The organism is uncultured Kordia sp. (genome assembly GCF_947496985.1).
Taxonomy (GTDB): Bacteria; Bacteroidota; Bacteroidia; order Flavobacteriales; family Flavobacteriaceae; genus Kordia.
This window is the reverse complement of record NZ_CANMEZ010000008.1, coordinates 95,626-111,119: the sequence shown is the minus strand read 5'-3', so window position 1 is coordinate 111,119 and position 15,494 is coordinate 95,626. Positions and strand designations below refer to the sequence as shown.

General features: G+C 32.4%; 18 protein-coding genes. 9 read left to right on the top strand and 9 right to left on the bottom strand.

The genetic code is table 11. The features are described 5' to 3' along the window. Positions 1–49 precede the first annotated feature (49 nt). The 8 genes from kdsB to Q0828_RS18455 all read left to right on the top strand — a co-directional run bounded on the left by kdsB (position 50) and on the right by Q0828_RS18455 (position 6,130). Positions 50–763, top strand: a complete 714-nt coding sequence (gene kdsB, locus Q0828_RS18490) for a 3-deoxy-manno-octulosonate cytidylyltransferase (protein WP_298424982.1) — start codon at positions 50–52, stop codon at positions 761–763. After that, entirely contained in the window at positions 754–1,455 is a 702-nt protein-coding gene (locus Q0828_RS18485; RefSeq protein WP_298424696.1) for an HAD family hydrolase, read from the top strand. Before kdsB ends, Q0828_RS18485 begins: the two co-directional genes overlap by 10 nt. Next, positions 1,452–2,075, top strand: a complete 624-nt coding sequence (locus Q0828_RS18480; RefSeq protein WP_298424693.1) for a CatA-like O-acetyltransferase — start codon at positions 1,452–1,454, stop codon at positions 2,073–2,075. The genes Q0828_RS18485 and Q0828_RS18480 overlap by 4 nt, the downstream gene beginning before the upstream one ends. A gap of 46 nt (positions 2,076–2,121) precedes the next feature. After that, the gene (locus Q0828_RS18475) at positions 2,122–3,204 is read left to right on the top strand and encodes an iron-containing alcohol dehydrogenase family protein (RefSeq protein ID WP_298424690.1); all 1,083 of its coding nucleotides are present in this window, start codon (positions 2,122–2,124) and stop codon (positions 3,202–3,204) included. 185 nt (positions 3,205–3,389) lie between these two features. After that, positions 3,390–3,947, top strand: coding sequence for a 1-acyl-sn-glycerol-3-phosphate acyltransferase (locus Q0828_RS18470; RefSeq protein WP_298424687.1), 558 nt, complete (start codon positions 3,390–3,392; stop codon positions 3,945–3,947). Between the two features lie 22 nt (positions 3,948–3,969). Next, positions 3,970–4,824, top strand: coding sequence for an AraC family transcriptional regulator (locus Q0828_RS18465; RefSeq protein WP_298424685.1), 855 nt, complete (start codon positions 3,970–3,972; stop codon positions 4,822–4,824). 107 nt (positions 4,825–4,931) lie between these two features. After that, positions 4,932–5,267 (top strand): nuclear transport factor 2 family protein, encoded by a 336-nt coding sequence (locus Q0828_RS18460; RefSeq protein WP_298424683.1) that lies wholly within the window; start codon positions 4,932–4,934, stop codon positions 5,265–5,267. A gap of 17 nt (positions 5,268–5,284) precedes the next feature. Continuing rightward, positions 5,285–6,130, top strand: coding sequence for an enoyl-CoA hydratase/isomerase family protein (locus Q0828_RS18455; RefSeq protein WP_298424681.1), 846 nt, complete (start codon positions 5,285–5,287; stop codon positions 6,128–6,130). Positions 6,131–6,174: 44 nt separating this feature from the next. Here the strand turns inward: Q0828_RS18455 and gwsS are convergent, their stop codons facing one another. The 6 genes from gwsS to Q0828_RS18425 all read right to left on the bottom strand — a co-directional run bounded on the left by gwsS (position 6,175) and on the right by Q0828_RS18425 (position 10,264). Then, entirely contained in the window at positions 6,175–7,293 is a 1,119-nt protein-coding gene (gwsS, locus tag Q0828_RS18450) for a grasp-with-spasm system SPASM domain peptide maturase (RefSeq protein ID WP_298424679.1), read from the bottom strand. Continuing rightward, complete coding sequence (locus Q0828_RS18445) at positions 7,281–7,496, bottom strand: hypothetical protein (protein WP_298424677.1); 216 nt, start codon at positions 7,494–7,496, stop codon at positions 7,281–7,283. The genes gwsS and Q0828_RS18445 overlap by 13 nt, the downstream gene beginning before the upstream one ends. After that, complete coding sequence (gene gwsG / locus Q0828_RS18440; RefSeq protein ID WP_298424648.1) at positions 7,493–8,452, bottom strand: grasp-with-spasm system ATP-grasp peptide maturase; 960 nt, start codon at positions 8,450–8,452, stop codon at positions 7,493–7,495. The genes Q0828_RS18445 and gwsG overlap by 4 nt, the downstream gene beginning before the upstream one ends. A 64-nt stretch (positions 8,453–8,516) precedes the next feature. Then, complete coding sequence (locus Q0828_RS18435) at positions 8,517–8,705, bottom strand: hypothetical protein (protein ID WP_298424645.1); 189 nt, start codon at positions 8,703–8,705, stop codon at positions 8,517–8,519. 446 nt (positions 8,706–9,151) lie between these two features. Continuing rightward, a complete protein-coding gene (locus Q0828_RS18430) occupies positions 9,152–9,757 on the bottom strand; it encodes a peroxidase-related enzyme (protein WP_298424642.1) in 606 nt (201 codons plus the stop codon). Between the two features lie 3 nt (positions 9,758–9,760). Further along, a complete protein-coding gene (locus Q0828_RS18425) occupies positions 9,761–10,264 on the bottom strand; it encodes a hypothetical protein (protein ID WP_298424640.1) in 504 nt (167 codons plus the stop codon). A 130-nt stretch (positions 10,265–10,394) separates the two neighbouring features. Between Q0828_RS18425 and Q0828_RS18420 the strand changes: the two genes are divergently transcribed. Further along, positions 10,395–11,603 carry a hypothetical protein gene (locus Q0828_RS18420; protein ID WP_298424637.1) on the top strand — a complete coding sequence of 403 codons (1,209 nt, stop codon included), beginning with the start codon at positions 10,395–10,397 and terminating at the stop codon, positions 11,601–11,603. 39 nt (positions 11,604–11,642) lie between these two features. Here the strand turns inward: Q0828_RS18420 and scpA are convergent, their stop codons facing one another. Genes scpA through Q0828_RS18405 form a run of 3 tightly spaced genes read right to left on the bottom strand, consistent with a single transcriptional unit; the run spans position 11,643 to position 15,456 of the window. Then, positions 11,643–13,772: a methylmalonyl-CoA mutase gene (gene scpA, locus Q0828_RS18415; RefSeq protein WP_298424634.1), complete on the bottom strand. Its 2,130-nt coding sequence runs from the start codon at positions 13,770–13,772 to the stop codon at positions 11,643–11,645. A 21-nt stretch (positions 13,773–13,793) separates the two neighbouring features. Continuing rightward, positions 13,794–15,155 (bottom strand): methylmalonyl-CoA mutase subunit beta, encoded by a 1,362-nt coding sequence (locus Q0828_RS18410; RefSeq protein ID WP_298424631.1) that lies wholly within the window; start codon positions 15,153–15,155, stop codon positions 13,794–13,796. Further along, entirely contained in the window at positions 15,148–15,456 is a 309-nt protein-coding gene (locus Q0828_RS18405) for a septum formation initiator family protein (RefSeq protein ID WP_298424628.1), read from the bottom strand. The genes Q0828_RS18410 and Q0828_RS18405 overlap by 8 nt, the downstream gene beginning before the upstream one ends. Positions 15,457–15,494: the final 38 nt, after the last annotated feature.

Sequence of the window (15,494 nt, the reverse complement as noted above, 5' to 3'; positions counted from 1 at the left end):
AATTGTATTTTTGAATTTATAAAAAAGAGCACATTTGAAAATAATAGCAATGATTCCGGCACGATATGCAGCTTCTCGATTTCCAGCGAAGCTCATGCAAGACTTGCACGGAAAAACCGTAATTACCAGAACGTACGAAGCTACGATAGCTACAGGACTTTTTGAAGAAGTATATGTAGTGACAGATAGTGAGATTATTCGTGAAGAAATAGCATGCAATGGCGGAAAGGTAATCATGAGTAAAAAAGAACACCAATCTGGAAGTGATCGTATTGCTGAAGCTGTACAAGATGTAGCAGCAGATATTGTCATTAATGTTCAAGGAGATGAACCATTTACAGAAAAAGAAAGCTTGGAAAAAGTGATCAATGTATTTTATGATGATCCAAATAAAGAAATTGATCTAGCTTCATTAATGGTCGAAATCAAAGATTGGGACGAAATTAATAATCCAAATACGGTAAAAGTCATTGTAGATCAGCGCGATTTTGCATTGTACTTTTCTCGCTCACCAATTCCATATCCAAGAGATGAAAATGCTGGCGCAAAATACTTTAAACATAAAGGAATTTATGCTTTTCGTAAACAAGCTTTATTAGATTTTTACGAATTACCAATGAAACCTTTAGAAGCAACTGAAAAAATAGAGTGTATTCGCTATTTAGAATTTGGTAAAAAAATAAAAATGGTAGAAACAAATGTTGAAGGTGTCGAAATTGATACACCTGAAGACTTAGAGCGCGCAAAAAAAGTATGGAAATAAAGTATGACAACATCAAAGTGATCGCTTTTGATGCGGATGATACACTTTGGGTGAATGAAACCTATTTCAGAGATGTAGAGCATAAATTTGCACAATTATTGTCTGCGTATGAAACTGAAAATACTATTGATCAAGAATTATTCAAAATGGAAATGAAAAACCTTTCTATTTATGGATATGGAATCAAAGGATTTGTGCTGTCTATGGTGGAAAGTGCGATTGAATTATCAAACGGAAAAATTTCAAACAAAGTCATATCTGAAATCATTCAACTAGGAAAAGAAATGATTTCCATGCCTGTAGAATTGCTAAATGGAATTGAAGATGTATTAGAAGCATTGAGTAAAAAGTACAGACTCTTAGTGTTGACGAAAGGTGATTTGCTAGATCAGGAACGAAAGCTTGAAAAATCTGGCTTGACCAAATATTTTCATCATGTAGAAGTGATGAGTGACAAAAAAGAAAAAAACTACAAAGACTTATTAGATCATCTAGAAATAGATGTTAATGAGTTTCTAATGATTGGAAACTCACTAAAGTCAGATGTATTACCAATTATAAACATAGGAGGAAAGGCAATTCATGTTCCATTTCATACAACTTGGCAACACGAAACGGTTTCTCCCAACGAAGAATCTGATGAATATCATGTCGCAAAAGACATTTCTCAGGTGTTAAAGTATATACAGTGAAGAAACTAAATATAGACACTTGGAATCGGAAACAACACTTTGAATTTTTCAACACATTCAAAGATCCATTTTTTGCAGTTGCTGCACCAATGGATGTAACCAAAGCGTACAGTTTTGCAAAAGCAACAAACAATAGTTTTTTTGCAGTCTATTTGCACGATTGTATGAAAGCAATTAATGAAATTGAAGCGTTTAAGTATCGTATTGAAAACGAATATGAAGTTGTAATTCATGATAAAATTCACGCATCAGCAACCATTATGCGTCCAAATAAAACTTTTGGATTTTCATTTATTGATTACGATGTAGATTTTGAAATATTTGCACAAAATATAAAAGCAGAAAAAGATCGAATTTTTAACTCAACAGATTTATTTCCGCCAAAAAATACGGAAGATTGTGTGTTTTGTTCAGCGTTACCATGGACACATTTTACAGGACACAAAGAACCATTTCATGGAAAAAAAGAATCGGTTCCAAAAATAGCTTTCAGCAAAATGGAAGTGAAAGATGATAAAAAAATAATGACGGTTTCAGTATCGGTAAATCATGCATTGATGGACGGCTATCATGTTGGACAGTTTACCGAAAAGTTTCAAGAAAATTTATTGAAACACTAAATAACCTAACGTAATATTTATATTTACACTAATAAACTAATTAATTATGCAATATAAAAACTTTCCAATGGTTCCCAGAGTGATCTTCGGAAGAGGAAGTTTTAATCAAATACAAGAAATTCTTGCGCCAAAACGTGTCAATACCAAAGCACCATTTATCTTTTTGGTAGATGATGTTTTTGAACATAATCCTTGGCTTATTGATAGAATTCCGCTTCGTTTTTTAGATCAAATTGTTTTTGTTTCTGCAGAGGAAGAGCCTAAAACGTCACAAGTTGATGCATTAGTTGCCGAACTCAAAGGGCGTTTTACGGAAAATCCATCAGGAATTATAGGTATAGGTGGAGGAACATTGTTAGATATGGCAAAAGCCGTTTCTATTATGTTGACGAATGAAGGAAGTGCTGCCGATTATCAAGGCTGGGATTTAGTGAGTAATGAAGCAGTGTATCATGTTGGAATTCCAACAATTTCAGGAACTGGAGCAGAAGTTTCTAGAACAACTGTATTAACAGGTCCAGAAAAGAAATTAGGAATCAACTCAGACTATACACCTTTTGATCAAGTAGTATTAGATCCTGAGTTAACACGTGGTGTTCCACAAAATCAATGGTTTTATACAGGAATGGATTGTTATATTCATTGTATAGAATCCTTAACAGGTACGTACTTAAATGCGTTTAGTCAGAGTTATGGAGAAAAAGCATTGGAATTGTGTAGAAATGTTTTTCTTGAGAAAAATGTACGTGATGAAGATTCAGAAGATAAATTGATGATGGCTTCATGGCATGGAGGAATGAGTATTGCGTATTCGCAAGTAGGTGTAGCACATGCGATGAGTTATGGACTTTCCTATCTATTAGGGACAAAACACGGAATAGGAAACTGTATTGTTTTTAATCATTTAGAAGAATTTTATCCACAAGGTGTTTCTGAATTCAAAAAAATGGTTCGTAAACATGATATTGACATTCCAACAGGACTCTGTAAAGATTTAACAGATAAGGAATTTGATAAAATGATTGATATTGCCTTAATGTTAGTGCCGCTATGGGAAAATGCATTGGGTAAAAATTGGCAAGAAATCATTACCCGTGAGAAGTTGAAGAATATGTATATGAAAATGTAGCTTCGACTTGGCTCAGCTACCGAGCTTCGACGTGTGTTATCTTGAGCAGAGTCGAAAAACTTAGCTAGCTGACTTCGACAGGTTTTATCTTTTATTAATTTGAAGGTTTGAAAATGATTGTTTAACCTTTGAGTAATTCAATTAATTTATAAACAACGAATAACCAAAAACAAACAACAATCTAGATGATACGAGCAATTTACAAATTTATTTACTTCAAATTAATGGGTTGGAAAATCAAAGGCGCTTTTAAACCTGAAGTGAAAAAATGTATTGTTGCGGTTGTTCCACATACAAGTTGGCACGATTTCTATATTGGTTTAATGATTCGAAGTATATCTAAACTACAAATCAATTATATTGGAAAAAAAGAACTTTTTAAGTTTCCGTTTGGTTGGTATTTTCGTTGGACAGGTGGCGCACCAATTGATAGAACACCAGGACAAAATAAAGTACAAGCGATGGCAGCTGTATTTGATGGAAAAGAAGAATTTAGACTCACTTTAGCACCCGAAGGAACTCGAAAGCGCGTTAACGAACTTCGTACAGGATTCTATTATATAGCCAAAGAAGCCAATGTGCCAATTACTTTGGTAGCATTTGATTTTGGAAAAAAAGAAGTCAAAATAGATAAACCTTTTTACGTTACAGATAACATGGAAGCCGATTTCGAATATATTCATGAATTCTTTAAAGGTGTTGTTGGAAAAGTTCCAGAAAAGAGTTTTCGTTACGAAGAATAACTTAACTAGCTGTAATTAAAAAATGCCAAGAACCATTTTTGAAAATATCGTCATTGAAAAATTTGAAGAAACGACATTTTTGGCTTTTTGTAAATACATGCCGATACGTTTTTTTGAAATCCTATTTATAGAAAAAGGTACAGGAACATTAATCATCAATGATCATAAGGTGAAATATGATGATAATCAAATATTTATATTAGTGCCTAACGATAAATATAATTTTGAAATTGAAAAGTCCACAACGGTTTCTACTATAAAATTTCTATACAGTTTTTTCAATAATTCTTCCCTAGATGAACATCATACACAGCGAAAAGAATGGTTTAAAAAAATAGAAACCATATTACATAGTGCTAATCGTACATCGCATTTAAAATTACAATCAAAAACGGATGAAAGTAGTATTTACTCTTTATTTACGGTACTTTGTAATGAATATAGTGATGAGCATCTAAAAAATGAAGCGATTTTAAAATCTACCTTACATTCCATACTTTACATTATTTCTAGAAATGTAAGCTTTGTTTCTTCTAAGATTTCTGATTCAAAAATTCAGGATATTATTAATTACATTCATTACCATATTCATCATTCAAAAAAACTTTCTAAGAAAGAAATCGCAAATCAATTTCACCTTTCAGAAAACTATATTAGTGAGTTTTTTAAGCGAGAAATGGGAATTGGTTTAAAAAAATATATTCTTAATTATAAAATAAAATTAGCAGAAACTAGGCTTAAGTACACCGATTCTACAGTTACTGAAATAGCACAAGAACTCGGATTTACAGACAGTAGTCATTTAGATAAAACCTTTTTAAGTTATAAAGGAATGACTGCTGGAGCATATAAAATAAGTTTAAAAGTTTCTATCTAATTTATAGAATCCTCGTTTTTTACTAAAACCTCTTTTTTTATTACAAAATAGAGCCTAAGACCTAGGTGTAAATTTGCATTGTAATTTTTTATTAAAACAAATTTATAATGAAAGAATCACAAGAAGTCTTTAGGAGTCATATGGAAGCTGTTGCTACATTAAATCCAGCTAAAGTAGTTGAAGATTATGCCGTAGACGCCTTATTCACCACTCCAGATCATACTTATAAAGGACAAACAGAAATCTTTAATTTTTATAAAGAGTTTCTTCCAAATTTTAAAGATTTTGAATTTATAACGATCAAACAAGAGACGCATCACAATGTAGTCTATTTTGTTTGGCATGGAAAAAATGAACATCTAGATGTATTGCTAGCAACGGATACATACATCATTGAAAATGGCAAAATAAAGCAACACACATTTGCGGCAGTTAATAATTAATTTAAAAGAGATAAACAATGGATTACAAAAATTTTCAAACATTTAAAGCAGAGCAAAAGGAAGCAGTTTTAACAGTAACAATCAATTTCGGGCCAGTAAATGTACAAGGGCAAGAAATGTTAGCAGACTTAAGTAGTCTTTGCTTGCGCTTAGAACGCGATAGAAGCGTAAAAGTAGTCGTTTTCCAATCATCTAATCCAGGATATTGGGTATGTCACTATGATACAAACTTACTAAGAGATATGTCAACGGAAGCTGTTCCAAGAAACGAAGTGAAGTTGTTAGACTTACAATCTGTATTAGAAAGATTGAGCAATGTACCACAAGCAACAATTGCAAAAATAGAAGGATTTGCACGTGGAGGAGGACATGAAATGGCATTGGCTTTAGATATGCGTTTTGCAGCTAGAGGAAAAGCTAAATTTATGCAAATGGAAGTTGGTATGGGAATTTTACCTTGTGGTGGTGGAGCTTCTCGTATGGCAAGACAAGCTGGACTCGGTAAGGCTTTAGAAATAATCTTAGGAGCAAGAGATTGGGATGCTGATGAAGCTGAAAAATTTGGAACAATTAACAAAGCACTTGATGCTGACGAAATAACACCTTATGTTGATGCATTAGCTGAGCGAATTTCAAAATTCCCAGCAGAATCTATCGAAGCTTGTAAACGCGCAGTATATGCATCTATCGATTTACCAATTGCAGAAGCATTAAAAGAAGAAGCGTATCAACTTTTCCAAGCAACTAGTAAAACACCAGCAATTAAACGATTTACAATCGCAGATGAAAATGGTGCACAATTTGATCATGACAATCAAAAAAACTGGGAAAACATGTTAATTGATTTGCAAGAAATAAACTAATACTGGCAAACGAGTTTAGTTAACAATAGAAACGAATGCTCTTTTTAAAAGAGTGTTCGTTTTACGTTTGTCAATTGATATTCTGAAATTGCTTTTTGTTTCAAAGGATTCTCTTTCCAATCAGACCATTCATTTGTATACGGATCGTATCCGCATTTTAAAGGCTTTGCATAGAGATTGTCAGGTGTTTCTACATACGCACGACAATCTGTACAAACATAGCGAAATTCACAATCTTGACAGGTTAATACAAAATCCTTCTTAATATTCCAGATTGCTGTAAAATCTTCATTCGTTAACACACTTACCAAGTTAGTATCTTTTGCATTACCGTATGATTTTGACATTGAAGGACAATTTTTAATTTCACCATTTCCATCAATCGAAAGTTTTCTATTTAAACAGCTATTATGGAAATTTGCTTCCATATAGTGATCTTTTATCGCATTGAAATATTGCTTTTCCACAAGTCCACAACAAGTTTCATCGGTTAATGTTTGCGCGGTGTAATAAATGGTTGAAAGGTTTTTAATTACTTCATATTCATCTTCTTTTGATGCCGAATGTATAATTATATTGGAGATTTTCTGATTGTTTAAAAGTAGTTTATTCAGCTTCTTTAAAGTTAATTGATCGTTGTATTTTGTGTAAATTTCTAAATGTTCAATACATGTATTTTTTATGGCTTCCGCCAGATATGTCAATTGCGATTCACTTAATGAAATATAAGAACGTATCTGCAATGCTTCACACTGTAAAGTATCGAGTTGTGAAATGGTTTGTAAGTAGATTTCCTGTGTAGTTTCAAATACTTTAACATCAATAATACTGTTGGTGATTTTTGAAGGATGTTGCCATTTAACTTCAATTTCTGGAAATTTTTTCCGAATCTTATCATTCGCTAAAAAACCATATTCATTTTCTAAAATAAAAGACAGATAACTTTCTACAATTTCTTTATTATCTGTGCCATAAATTTTAAATAATGTACGAATAGTATATAATTTAGAATTCTGAATAAAATCAACCATATCATTTGGAATCAAGTCAAATTTGCCACGTTGACTATCAATAATCAATGAGCGCCCATGTCCTTTTGTAATAAAACACGAAGCAAAAATCACGATGAATTTATCACTATGTTGTAAGTTTATTGAAAGCATCTTGAAATAGGTTTATGATATTTTGAATCAATAGTATGATAATCGGTTTGGTATTTTGGAAGTGGAATAATCTTCAAGTGACCAGCATTGTCAATAATTTTACTTTGACTTTTTAAATCGGACAGAAAAAAAACAGCTTCAAACAATTCAGGTGTTTCTTGCATCTGATTTTTCAATTCATCTATAATTTCGTTATCATTCATGAAGCTAAGTGATTTGCAATTTCAACATCTAAGTAATAATTACAAGGTTTTGAAACCATGTCATATTGACCAATTGGATTAATTTCTAGAAACTTATATTCGTCATCAGTTGTGTAAATAATATCTAGTGAAGCTGAATTTAATTTATAAATTTTCAACAATTCCCGAAGTTTTGAAGCCAATGAAGTTGGTAATGTAAATGGAACACATCTATTAGGTGATTTCATATTATAATTTCGAAAATCGACCTTTGTTTTTTCATCATTCTGTGAAAATATAGCCATAGAATAAAACGTGTCTACCAAGAAAAAACTACGTATTTCAAACTCTTTTTCTACTAAGTTTTGAAATAAGCTAATATTGAATGTCTTTGGTAATGTGTCTAAATTTTCAAGCGTAATTTTTTTTGTCATCAAATCGGCAAATACATTTCCTTTAATATTTGGATCTAAATTATTCACGGCTTTTGTAATGATAGTAGTGTGTGTTGTTACAAAATCTTTTAAAGCTTCTTTGGAATTTGTAACTAAGGTTTCAGGCGTTTTGATTCCAAGTTCTTTACAGGATTTTAAAACATCTAATTTGTTAATGTTTGATGAGGTTTGGTAACTATTTAATGATTTTGAAAACAATGATTTTTCTAATGTAGCAATTACATCGCGTTCTACTTCTTTGTTGAAGAAATTCAGATAAGTATTCAGTTTTTTGTCTTGAATATGCCTGAGTTGTTTTCTGCTAAATGTATCCCAACGTCCTCTTCGATACCAGTATTTTGAAACATCCGAGAGTATAACTTTTTGATTTCCATAGACAAAAGAAATAGTGTCATCTTTGATTTCTAGGTGTTTTAGTAAAGTTGAATTATTCAAGCGTAGAAATTTTTTGTTAAAATGTACAAGCCATTTTAGCACTTGAGTTGTTGAATAATCATCAGCATTCGATTTAATTAAAATCATGGTTCAGTAAAGTTTGGAAAAAGGGAGAATACTATATTCTCCCTCAATATGTATTAAATTGAAGTTACATAGCTTCGTATTCCCCTGCAGGACCTACTGGAGCATAATCTACTGGCTCTTCATATGCATTATGATCATAACGAACATCACTATGATGGTCAGCCATAGTAGGATGTGGCGGACAATTTGTAGCGTAAGTTCTGCTTGTTCTATATGAAGATGTTGCTCCATCAGATAAGTCAGTTGCACCCACGATGCTTCCTGGGTTTTTTAACTCCTTTGATTTAAATTTCCCGCTTTTTAAACTTTCTAATTTTTTCATTTTTAATTGGTTTAAAATTATTGCTTACTCTAGTTTTTTAAGGTTTTCAGCATTCCCTTACTATGCTGCGCAGCATAAAATCATATCCAAGTAGGATACAATAGTTGGTTATAAATTGTAAAATACTGAGTTTAAGGTATATAAAAAATACTACATTTTGTAGTATTTTTTGAATATTTATAAAAAAATATAACAATATTGGAAAGTTTTTAATCTTTGAATAGTAAGAATAAAGCTTCGTATTATTGACGCTAAAAGAGTTTGACTATTTTTATAGTTTATAAAAATAGATAAGAAAAGCCTTGAAAAATATAGTAGTTAGTTGCTATATTATCCAAGTATTAAATTGAAAGAATAAGTGATTTTAAATACATTTATTAGCGATGATCCCAAGAATCTTCATCATCTTTATTACTTGGCGACAAACCTAGTACTTCTCCTTTGGTATTTACACCTAAGCCTAAAACGGTTCTATTCGCATAATTAAAATAGGAAACTACTTGATTTACTTCCAAAATTTCGCCGTCATCATAACCCAATGAACGAAGTGTATCTATATCACTCTGAGTTAAATCTGCGGCAGCGAATGTCAATTTATGCGTATAATGAATCAACGCCATTTCTTTGTCGGATAAAATTGTATCCAAAGAATTATTTTCAATATGTTTTCGAATAGAAGCTGCTTTTACATCGTCTTTCAAAAAGCGTTTCATACCTGCAAAATGATGTTCATAACAATAATCACATTTATTAATGAAACTTGTGTAAGTTCCTAATAACTCCAACAACCAATTCGGAAATGTGTTATTTGAATGATGCAACGTATTTTTATACAGACTCATATGCCCGGTAAGCGTGTGCGGACGTAAGCTATGAATGCCTAATACATTATCAATTTGATTGTTTGGACCTTTGATTTTAGTATAAATTGATTTGAGTTTACCTGTCGCTTTTTCAAATGGTATAATGTGTATCCAGCTCATAGTTTATATTTTTTGTTTTGGTAGTTTTCGTTCTTTTGGTTTCTCTTTTTCCTGTCCTATTGCACCCGGAAAGGATAAATTTGTACTCGAATAAATGGTTCCAAAGGTATAATTTGCATTGTAAACTTGCGTAATTGCATTTATAATTTGTGTGTCTGAAAGTTCTTTTAGTGGATGAATAAACACAGACCAAAGAATATCATCAGAAATAGCATACTTTACATCTAAAGCGGTATGAAAATTTGCTATCAAACAGTTTTTCAACATCTTTTCGTCTATGTTTGAAACTTCTGTAATAGGAGAAATGATACGCATTCGATTATTCTTTTCATCTGTCAAACATATAAAAAGTTTATCATTTACAGCAAAACGCCAATTTCCAGCTTGTCCCTGAATGGTGTCAGCTTGTTTGGTTAAGATTTCTCCTAGTTTGAAATTATTCATATGCTGAGCTGAAATTACACCAAAACTAAATAGTATAATAGTGAATATGATTATCTTTTTCATTTGATTAATTTTTAGAATAAATCAGTCGAACAAAATTGTAAAAACAAACAAATAATAAAGGTTTACTCTAGAAAAATATATAACTTTCGCTAGATAGACTCCGACCAATAAATTAAAATACTATTTACATATGAATCTTAGTATACTTTTTGAAAAAGATGATTTCGACGATGATGCAACTTTCTTAAAAATTGAATCAAAAATAAGTTATAATCAACTTCTGATTGAAGTTGTTTTAAACAACAAACGTTGGTTTTATGATCATATGGAAATGTCATCTACAGGAATGATGACAGATGAAATAATAAGTTTAGAAGAATTACTTCCTTATGAAATCCAGTCTGAACTTTATGAAGATCCTGAAAAAAATAAACCTTATGCTTTAAATTTAAATGTGAAATTAATTGTTGATAAAAAAGTGATTGATTCACAGTTTAGTCGGTTGTATTTGAAAAAATCTAAGGACAATATTCTTACTACTGATGGCCTTGATTTTAGACCAGTTTTTTTCTTAGATAGTGTTACTGATTTTGATGAAAATGTGAATGCTACTATTTTAAGTGATATAAGAGAAATTAGCAATCCAGATTCACTAAGAAATATTGATGAATTAGAAATTCAAATAGTAGCTATTCAAAAAATAAAAGATGTAGAGGTGAAGTTGGATATGTTTGCCGATTATGAAAAAATAATTGATTTGGCAACGCCAATAGCTATAAATGAAATTCTTGGGAATGATCAGAAATATGTGTCTACAATTCGTCTTAATGGAAATTTATTTGAACTTTTAGATAATAATATAAGTTATGAGATTAGTAAAAAACAACAGCTCATTCTTTATACAGAAATAATATACACAGAAGTTGATACACAAGAAAAACGACATAGAATTCAATCTCATATCATTCATAATCCTTGGTGTGCGATTATGGAGAAAAAAGTAGAAAAGCATATAGAAGTACTGAAAAATGTACTAAATGCTGAATTTCCATCTTGGACAGGAGAAGTTAAAGATAATGAAATGTGGACTTCTTTTAGGATACACGACGACGAATTTCAATATGGTTTAAAAGATGGGAAAATTGATATTCATCTTTACTTTGGTGAAATTTCATACGATCATGATTTTGAAGAAGTTTTTGCCGAAATGCAGAAAGTGAACAAAACTTTAGACAAAAAAGTTCAAATGATTGAAACGGACAATTATTTTAATCTCAAAGCGCAAATTTCTCCTTCTAAATTAACAGTGGCAGGACTTACGGCGTATATCCAAAAAATGATTGCTATTACAGAATTACCAGCTGTTGATCGTCTTTTAGGAACATATCAAGAATACTAAATTTGGTTACATAAAGTTTATTAAACACGATATTTGCGTTTATTCATCAATCAAAATCTCCAATAACTGAATAGCAGCTTCACTAATTTTAGTTCCAGGACCAAAAACAGCAACGGCACCAGCATCAAATAAAAATTGATAATCTTGATGTGGGATTACACCACCAACAATAACCATAATATCTTCACGACCATATTTTTTCAATTCAGCAATTACTTGTGGAACGAGCGTTTTATGTCCAGCAGCTAAAGAAGAAACACCTAAAATATGTACATCATTTTCCATAGCTTGTTTGGCAGCTTCGGCAGGTGTTTGAAACAAAGGGCCAATATCTACATCAAAACCGACATCGGCATAACCTGTTGCAACTACTTTTGCGCCTCTGTCATGTCCGTCTTGTCCCATCTTTGCAATCATAATTCGTGGTTGGCGGCCTTCTAATTCAGCAAACTTAGTTGCCAATTCTTTTGCTTTTTGGAATGAGCTATCGTCTTTTATTTCTTTGCTATACACGCCTGAAAATGATTTGATTTGTGCTTTGTATCTTCCGAAAATAACTTCTAATGCATCTGAAATTTCACCTAATGTAGCTCTTTTTCGAGCTGCATTTACAGCTAAAGCTAATAAGTTTTCCTTTCCAGATTTTGCAGCTATAGTTAATTTTTCTAATGCTACTTTGACTTCTGAAGCATTTCTATTTTTTTTCAACTCGTCCAAACGTGCCAATTGTGCATTTCGTACGGTTTGATTGTCTACTTCTAGTATATGTAATGGATCTTCTTTTTCAAGTCTGTATTTATTGACACCAACAATTACATCTTGTCCAGAATCAATTCGTGCTTGCTTTCTAGCGGCAGCTTCTTCAATACGCATCTTCGGAATTCCAGCTTCAATTGCTTTGGTCATTCCACCCAATTCTTCTACTTCTTCAATCAATTGCATCGCTTTGTTTGCAATTTCATGTGTTAGTTTTTCTACATAATAACTACCTGCCCAAGGATCAACCGTTTTCGTAATTTTAGTTTCTTCTTGTAAATATATTTGAGTGTTTCTAGCAATTCGGGCAGAGAAATCTGTTGGTAATGCAATGGCTTCATCCAATGCGTTTGTATGTAAACTTTGCGTTCCTCCAAATGCAGCAGCGGCAGCTTCAATACAAGTACGTGCAACATTATTGAAAGGATCTTGTTCTGTTAAACTCCAACCACTTGTTTGGCAATGCGTACGTAATGATAATGATTTTTGATTTTTCGGATTGAACTGCTTCACAAGTTTCGCCCATAACATTCTGGCAGCTCTCATTTTGGCAATTTCCATAAAATGATTCATTCCAATTGCCCAGAAAAACGATAGGCGAGGAGCGAAAGTATCAATGTCCATTCCTGCGGCCAATCCTTTTCTAATGTATTCTAAACCATCTGCTAATGTGTATGCAAGTTCAATGTCACAAGTTGCTCCAGCTTCTTGCATATGATATCCAGAAATACTAATACTGTTGAATTTCGGCATGTGTTCCGAAGTGTATTCAAAAATATCTGAAATGATTTTCATCGATGGTGTTGGAGGATAAATGTAGGTATTACGTACCATAAATTCCTTTAGAATATCATTTTGAATCGTTCCTGCTAAAAGTTCAGGGTTTACACCTTGTTCTTCTGCAGCGACTATGTAAAAGGCCATAATTGGTAAAACTGCACCATTCATGGTCATGGAAACAGACATTTTATCTAATGGAATTTGATCGAATAGAATTTTCATGTCTTCTACTGAATCAATGGCAACTCCAGCTTTTCCAACATCTCCAACTACACGTTCATGATCGCTGTCATATCCACGATGTGTTGCTAAATCAAAGGCAACTGAAAGTCCTTTTTGTCCAGCAGCTAAGTTTCTTCTGTAAAATGCATTACTTTCTTCTGCTGTGGAAAACCCTGCATACTGGCGAATGGTCCAAGGCCTGCGAACGTACATTGTGGAATACGGTCCACGTAGATTTGGTGCAATTCCTGCAACAAAATCTAAATGTGAAACATCTTGCATATCATCTTTAGTGTACGATGATTTTACTTCAATATCTTCTGCGGTTGTAAACGAAGTTTGTGTACGTTCGTTTTCAATCGTTTTCGAAGTATTGTCAAGTGTTATATGTTGAAGATTCTTTCTTGTCATGCTGATAATTTGTGTTGAAAACTACTCTTGCTTTAAGCGTTCTTTTTCTAGTTTAGTCGCCAAACGTCTTACATTCATTGGAATAACTAATACTTTTCGTACTTCGTTTTTTGAGAAAGGTTCAATTTCCAAATCGTGTTTCATTACATCTTCAGGATTCGGGTATTTATTTGTTCCTAATAATACTTCTTTGCCTTCGTCAAATAACGCTTGTTCTTTTAAGTCGCTTTCTTTTATTTTTCGTTGAATCGTTCCTTCTTTCAATTGTTTTAAGAATCCGCCAGTAGCTTCAATGTCTTTGAAGAGTGTTAAGGCTTTTTCAGCTAATTGATTTGTGATACTTTCTATATAATAGGAACCTTCCGTTGGATTGTCCGTTTTGTCAAAATAACTTTCATCTTTTAAGATTCTGAGTTGATTTCGAGAAATACGATCGCCAAATTCATTTGCTTCATGATACAAAGCATCATAGGGTAAGTTGTATACAAAATCTGCACCTCCTAAAACGGCACTCATACATTCTGTAGTTGTACGTAACATGTTTACATTGTAATCATACAAAGTTTTGTTTCGCTTAGAAGGCGAAGCAATAATGATACATTCTTGCGTAAGATTGTATTCTTTTGCTAATACACTCCATAATTGACGTAATGCTCTGAGTTTCGCTATTTCAAAGAAATAATGTGATCCAACTGTGACGTTGAATGTTATTTTGTTTGTAATTTTTGATCCGAAATGATTCAAATATTCATTTGCATGAGAAAGCGCATACGCAAGCTGTTGCACCATTGTTGCGCCTGCATTTTGATACGTATCTACATGAATCGTTAGTGCACTTTGGAATGCATCAAGCTGTAATATAGTTTCTAGTTGTGCGTGATCTTGTGCAAGATTCTCAAACCAATTACCAGTTGAAGCTAGTTGTCCTATGATATCGACTCCGATGGTAATTTTTGCACTATGTTCTTTCGCGAAAGCGGAAATAGAAGCAATATAATTCGAAGACAAAAATTCCATTTCTATATGAATAGGAATTCTTTGAATGTCAATATCTTGTAGAAGCGTTTCTATTGAGATTTCTTCGTTTGAGATAACTAAAACTAAACTTTCAGCACCACGAGTTAGAATGTCTTTTATGTTTTTATTTGATGCTACTGCATTTGTAATATGGATACGTTGCGTAACTTTCCATGCTGTCGTTCGCGTAGCTATGGATTGAATTTCTCCAAAGTTTTCACTGTGATAAAAAGGTGTAATATCAATTCCTTCTTGTGTAGCTGTGATAAGTGTGTCGTTATAATCGGCACCTTTTAAGTCTACTTGTATTTTTTGTTTCCATTGTGCAGCAGAAACATTGTCAAACTCGTTAAATAAGTTACTCATTGTCTTTTAGGTTTAGGCTATCTGCGTACTCGATGATATAAATTTCTTCATTTTCTTTTTTCATGAAATAGCGTTCACGTGCAAATTTTTCCAATTCGTCAATATTTGAGAATTTTTTGATATTTTCTCGATCTTTCTTGATTTCAAGTTGCAAGTTTGCTTTTTGTTTTTTTAGAAGGTCAATCTGTCGATTGAGTTCTGTATGTGTAGAAAACCAAGAATTTGCATCTAAAAATAGCATCCATACGATGAATATGGCTGAAATAATGATGTATATATTTTTGAACTTGTTTAGATTCATTGGATATGCAATTGCGCTACGATAAAAATGCTATGTAA

What these genes read in the sequence shown, in the direction of transcription:
- gwsG (WP_298424648.1), bottom strand. Translation starts at nt 8,452, where the DNA reads ATGATTTTAATTAAATCGAATGCTGATGATTATTCAACAACTCAAGTG.
- Q0828_RS18420 (WP_298424637.1), top strand. Translation starts at nt 10,395, where the DNA reads ATGAATCTTAGTATACTTTTTGAAAAAGATGATTTCGACGATGATGCA.
- Q0828_RS18485 (WP_298424696.1), top strand. Translation starts at nt 754, where the DNA reads ATGGAAATAAAGTATGACAACATCAAAGTGATCGCTTTTGATGCGGAT.
- scpA (WP_298424634.1), bottom strand. Translation starts at nt 13,772, where the DNA reads ATGACAAGAAAGAATCTTCAACATATAACACTTGACAATACTTCGAAA.
- Q0828_RS18445 (WP_298424677.1), bottom strand. Translation starts at nt 7,496, where the DNA reads ATGAATGATAACGAAATTATAGATGAATTGAAAAATCAGATGCAAGAA.
- Q0828_RS18430 (WP_298424642.1), bottom strand. Translation starts at nt 9,757, where the DNA reads ATGAGCTGGATACACATTATACCATTTGAAAAAGCGACAGGTAAACTC.
- Q0828_RS18405 (WP_298424628.1), bottom strand. Translation starts at nt 15,456, where the DNA reads ATGAATCTAAACAAGTTCAAAAATATATACATCATTATTTCAGCCATA.
- Q0828_RS18455 (WP_298424681.1), top strand. Translation starts at nt 5,285, where the DNA reads ATGGATTACAAAAATTTTCAAACATTTAAAGCAGAGCAAAAGGAAGCA.
- Q0828_RS18470 (WP_298424687.1), top strand. Translation starts at nt 3,390, where the DNA reads ATGATACGAGCAATTTACAAATTTATTTACTTCAAATTAATGGGTTGG.
- Q0828_RS18410 (WP_298424631.1), bottom strand. Translation starts at nt 15,155, where the DNA reads ATGAGTAACTTATTTAACGAGTTTGACAATGTTTCTGCTGCACAATGG.
- Q0828_RS18425 (WP_298424640.1), bottom strand. Translation starts at nt 10,264, where the DNA reads ATGAAAAAGATAATCATATTCACTATTATACTATTTAGTTTTGGTGTA.
- kdsB (WP_298424982.1), top strand. Translation starts at nt 50, where the DNA reads ATGATTCCGGCACGATATGCAGCTTCTCGATTTCCAGCGAAGCTCATG.
- Q0828_RS18465 (WP_298424685.1), top strand. Translation starts at nt 3,970, where the DNA reads ATGCCAAGAACCATTTTTGAAAATATCGTCATTGAAAAATTTGAAGAA.
- Q0828_RS18460 (WP_298424683.1), top strand. Translation starts at nt 4,932, where the DNA reads ATGAAAGAATCACAAGAAGTCTTTAGGAGTCATATGGAAGCTGTTGCT.
- Q0828_RS18475 (WP_298424690.1), top strand. Translation starts at nt 2,122, where the DNA reads ATGCAATATAAAAACTTTCCAATGGTTCCCAGAGTGATCTTCGGAAGA.
- gwsS (WP_298424679.1), bottom strand. Translation starts at nt 7,293, where the DNA reads ATGCTTTCAATAAACTTACAACATAGTGATAAATTCATCGTGATTTTT.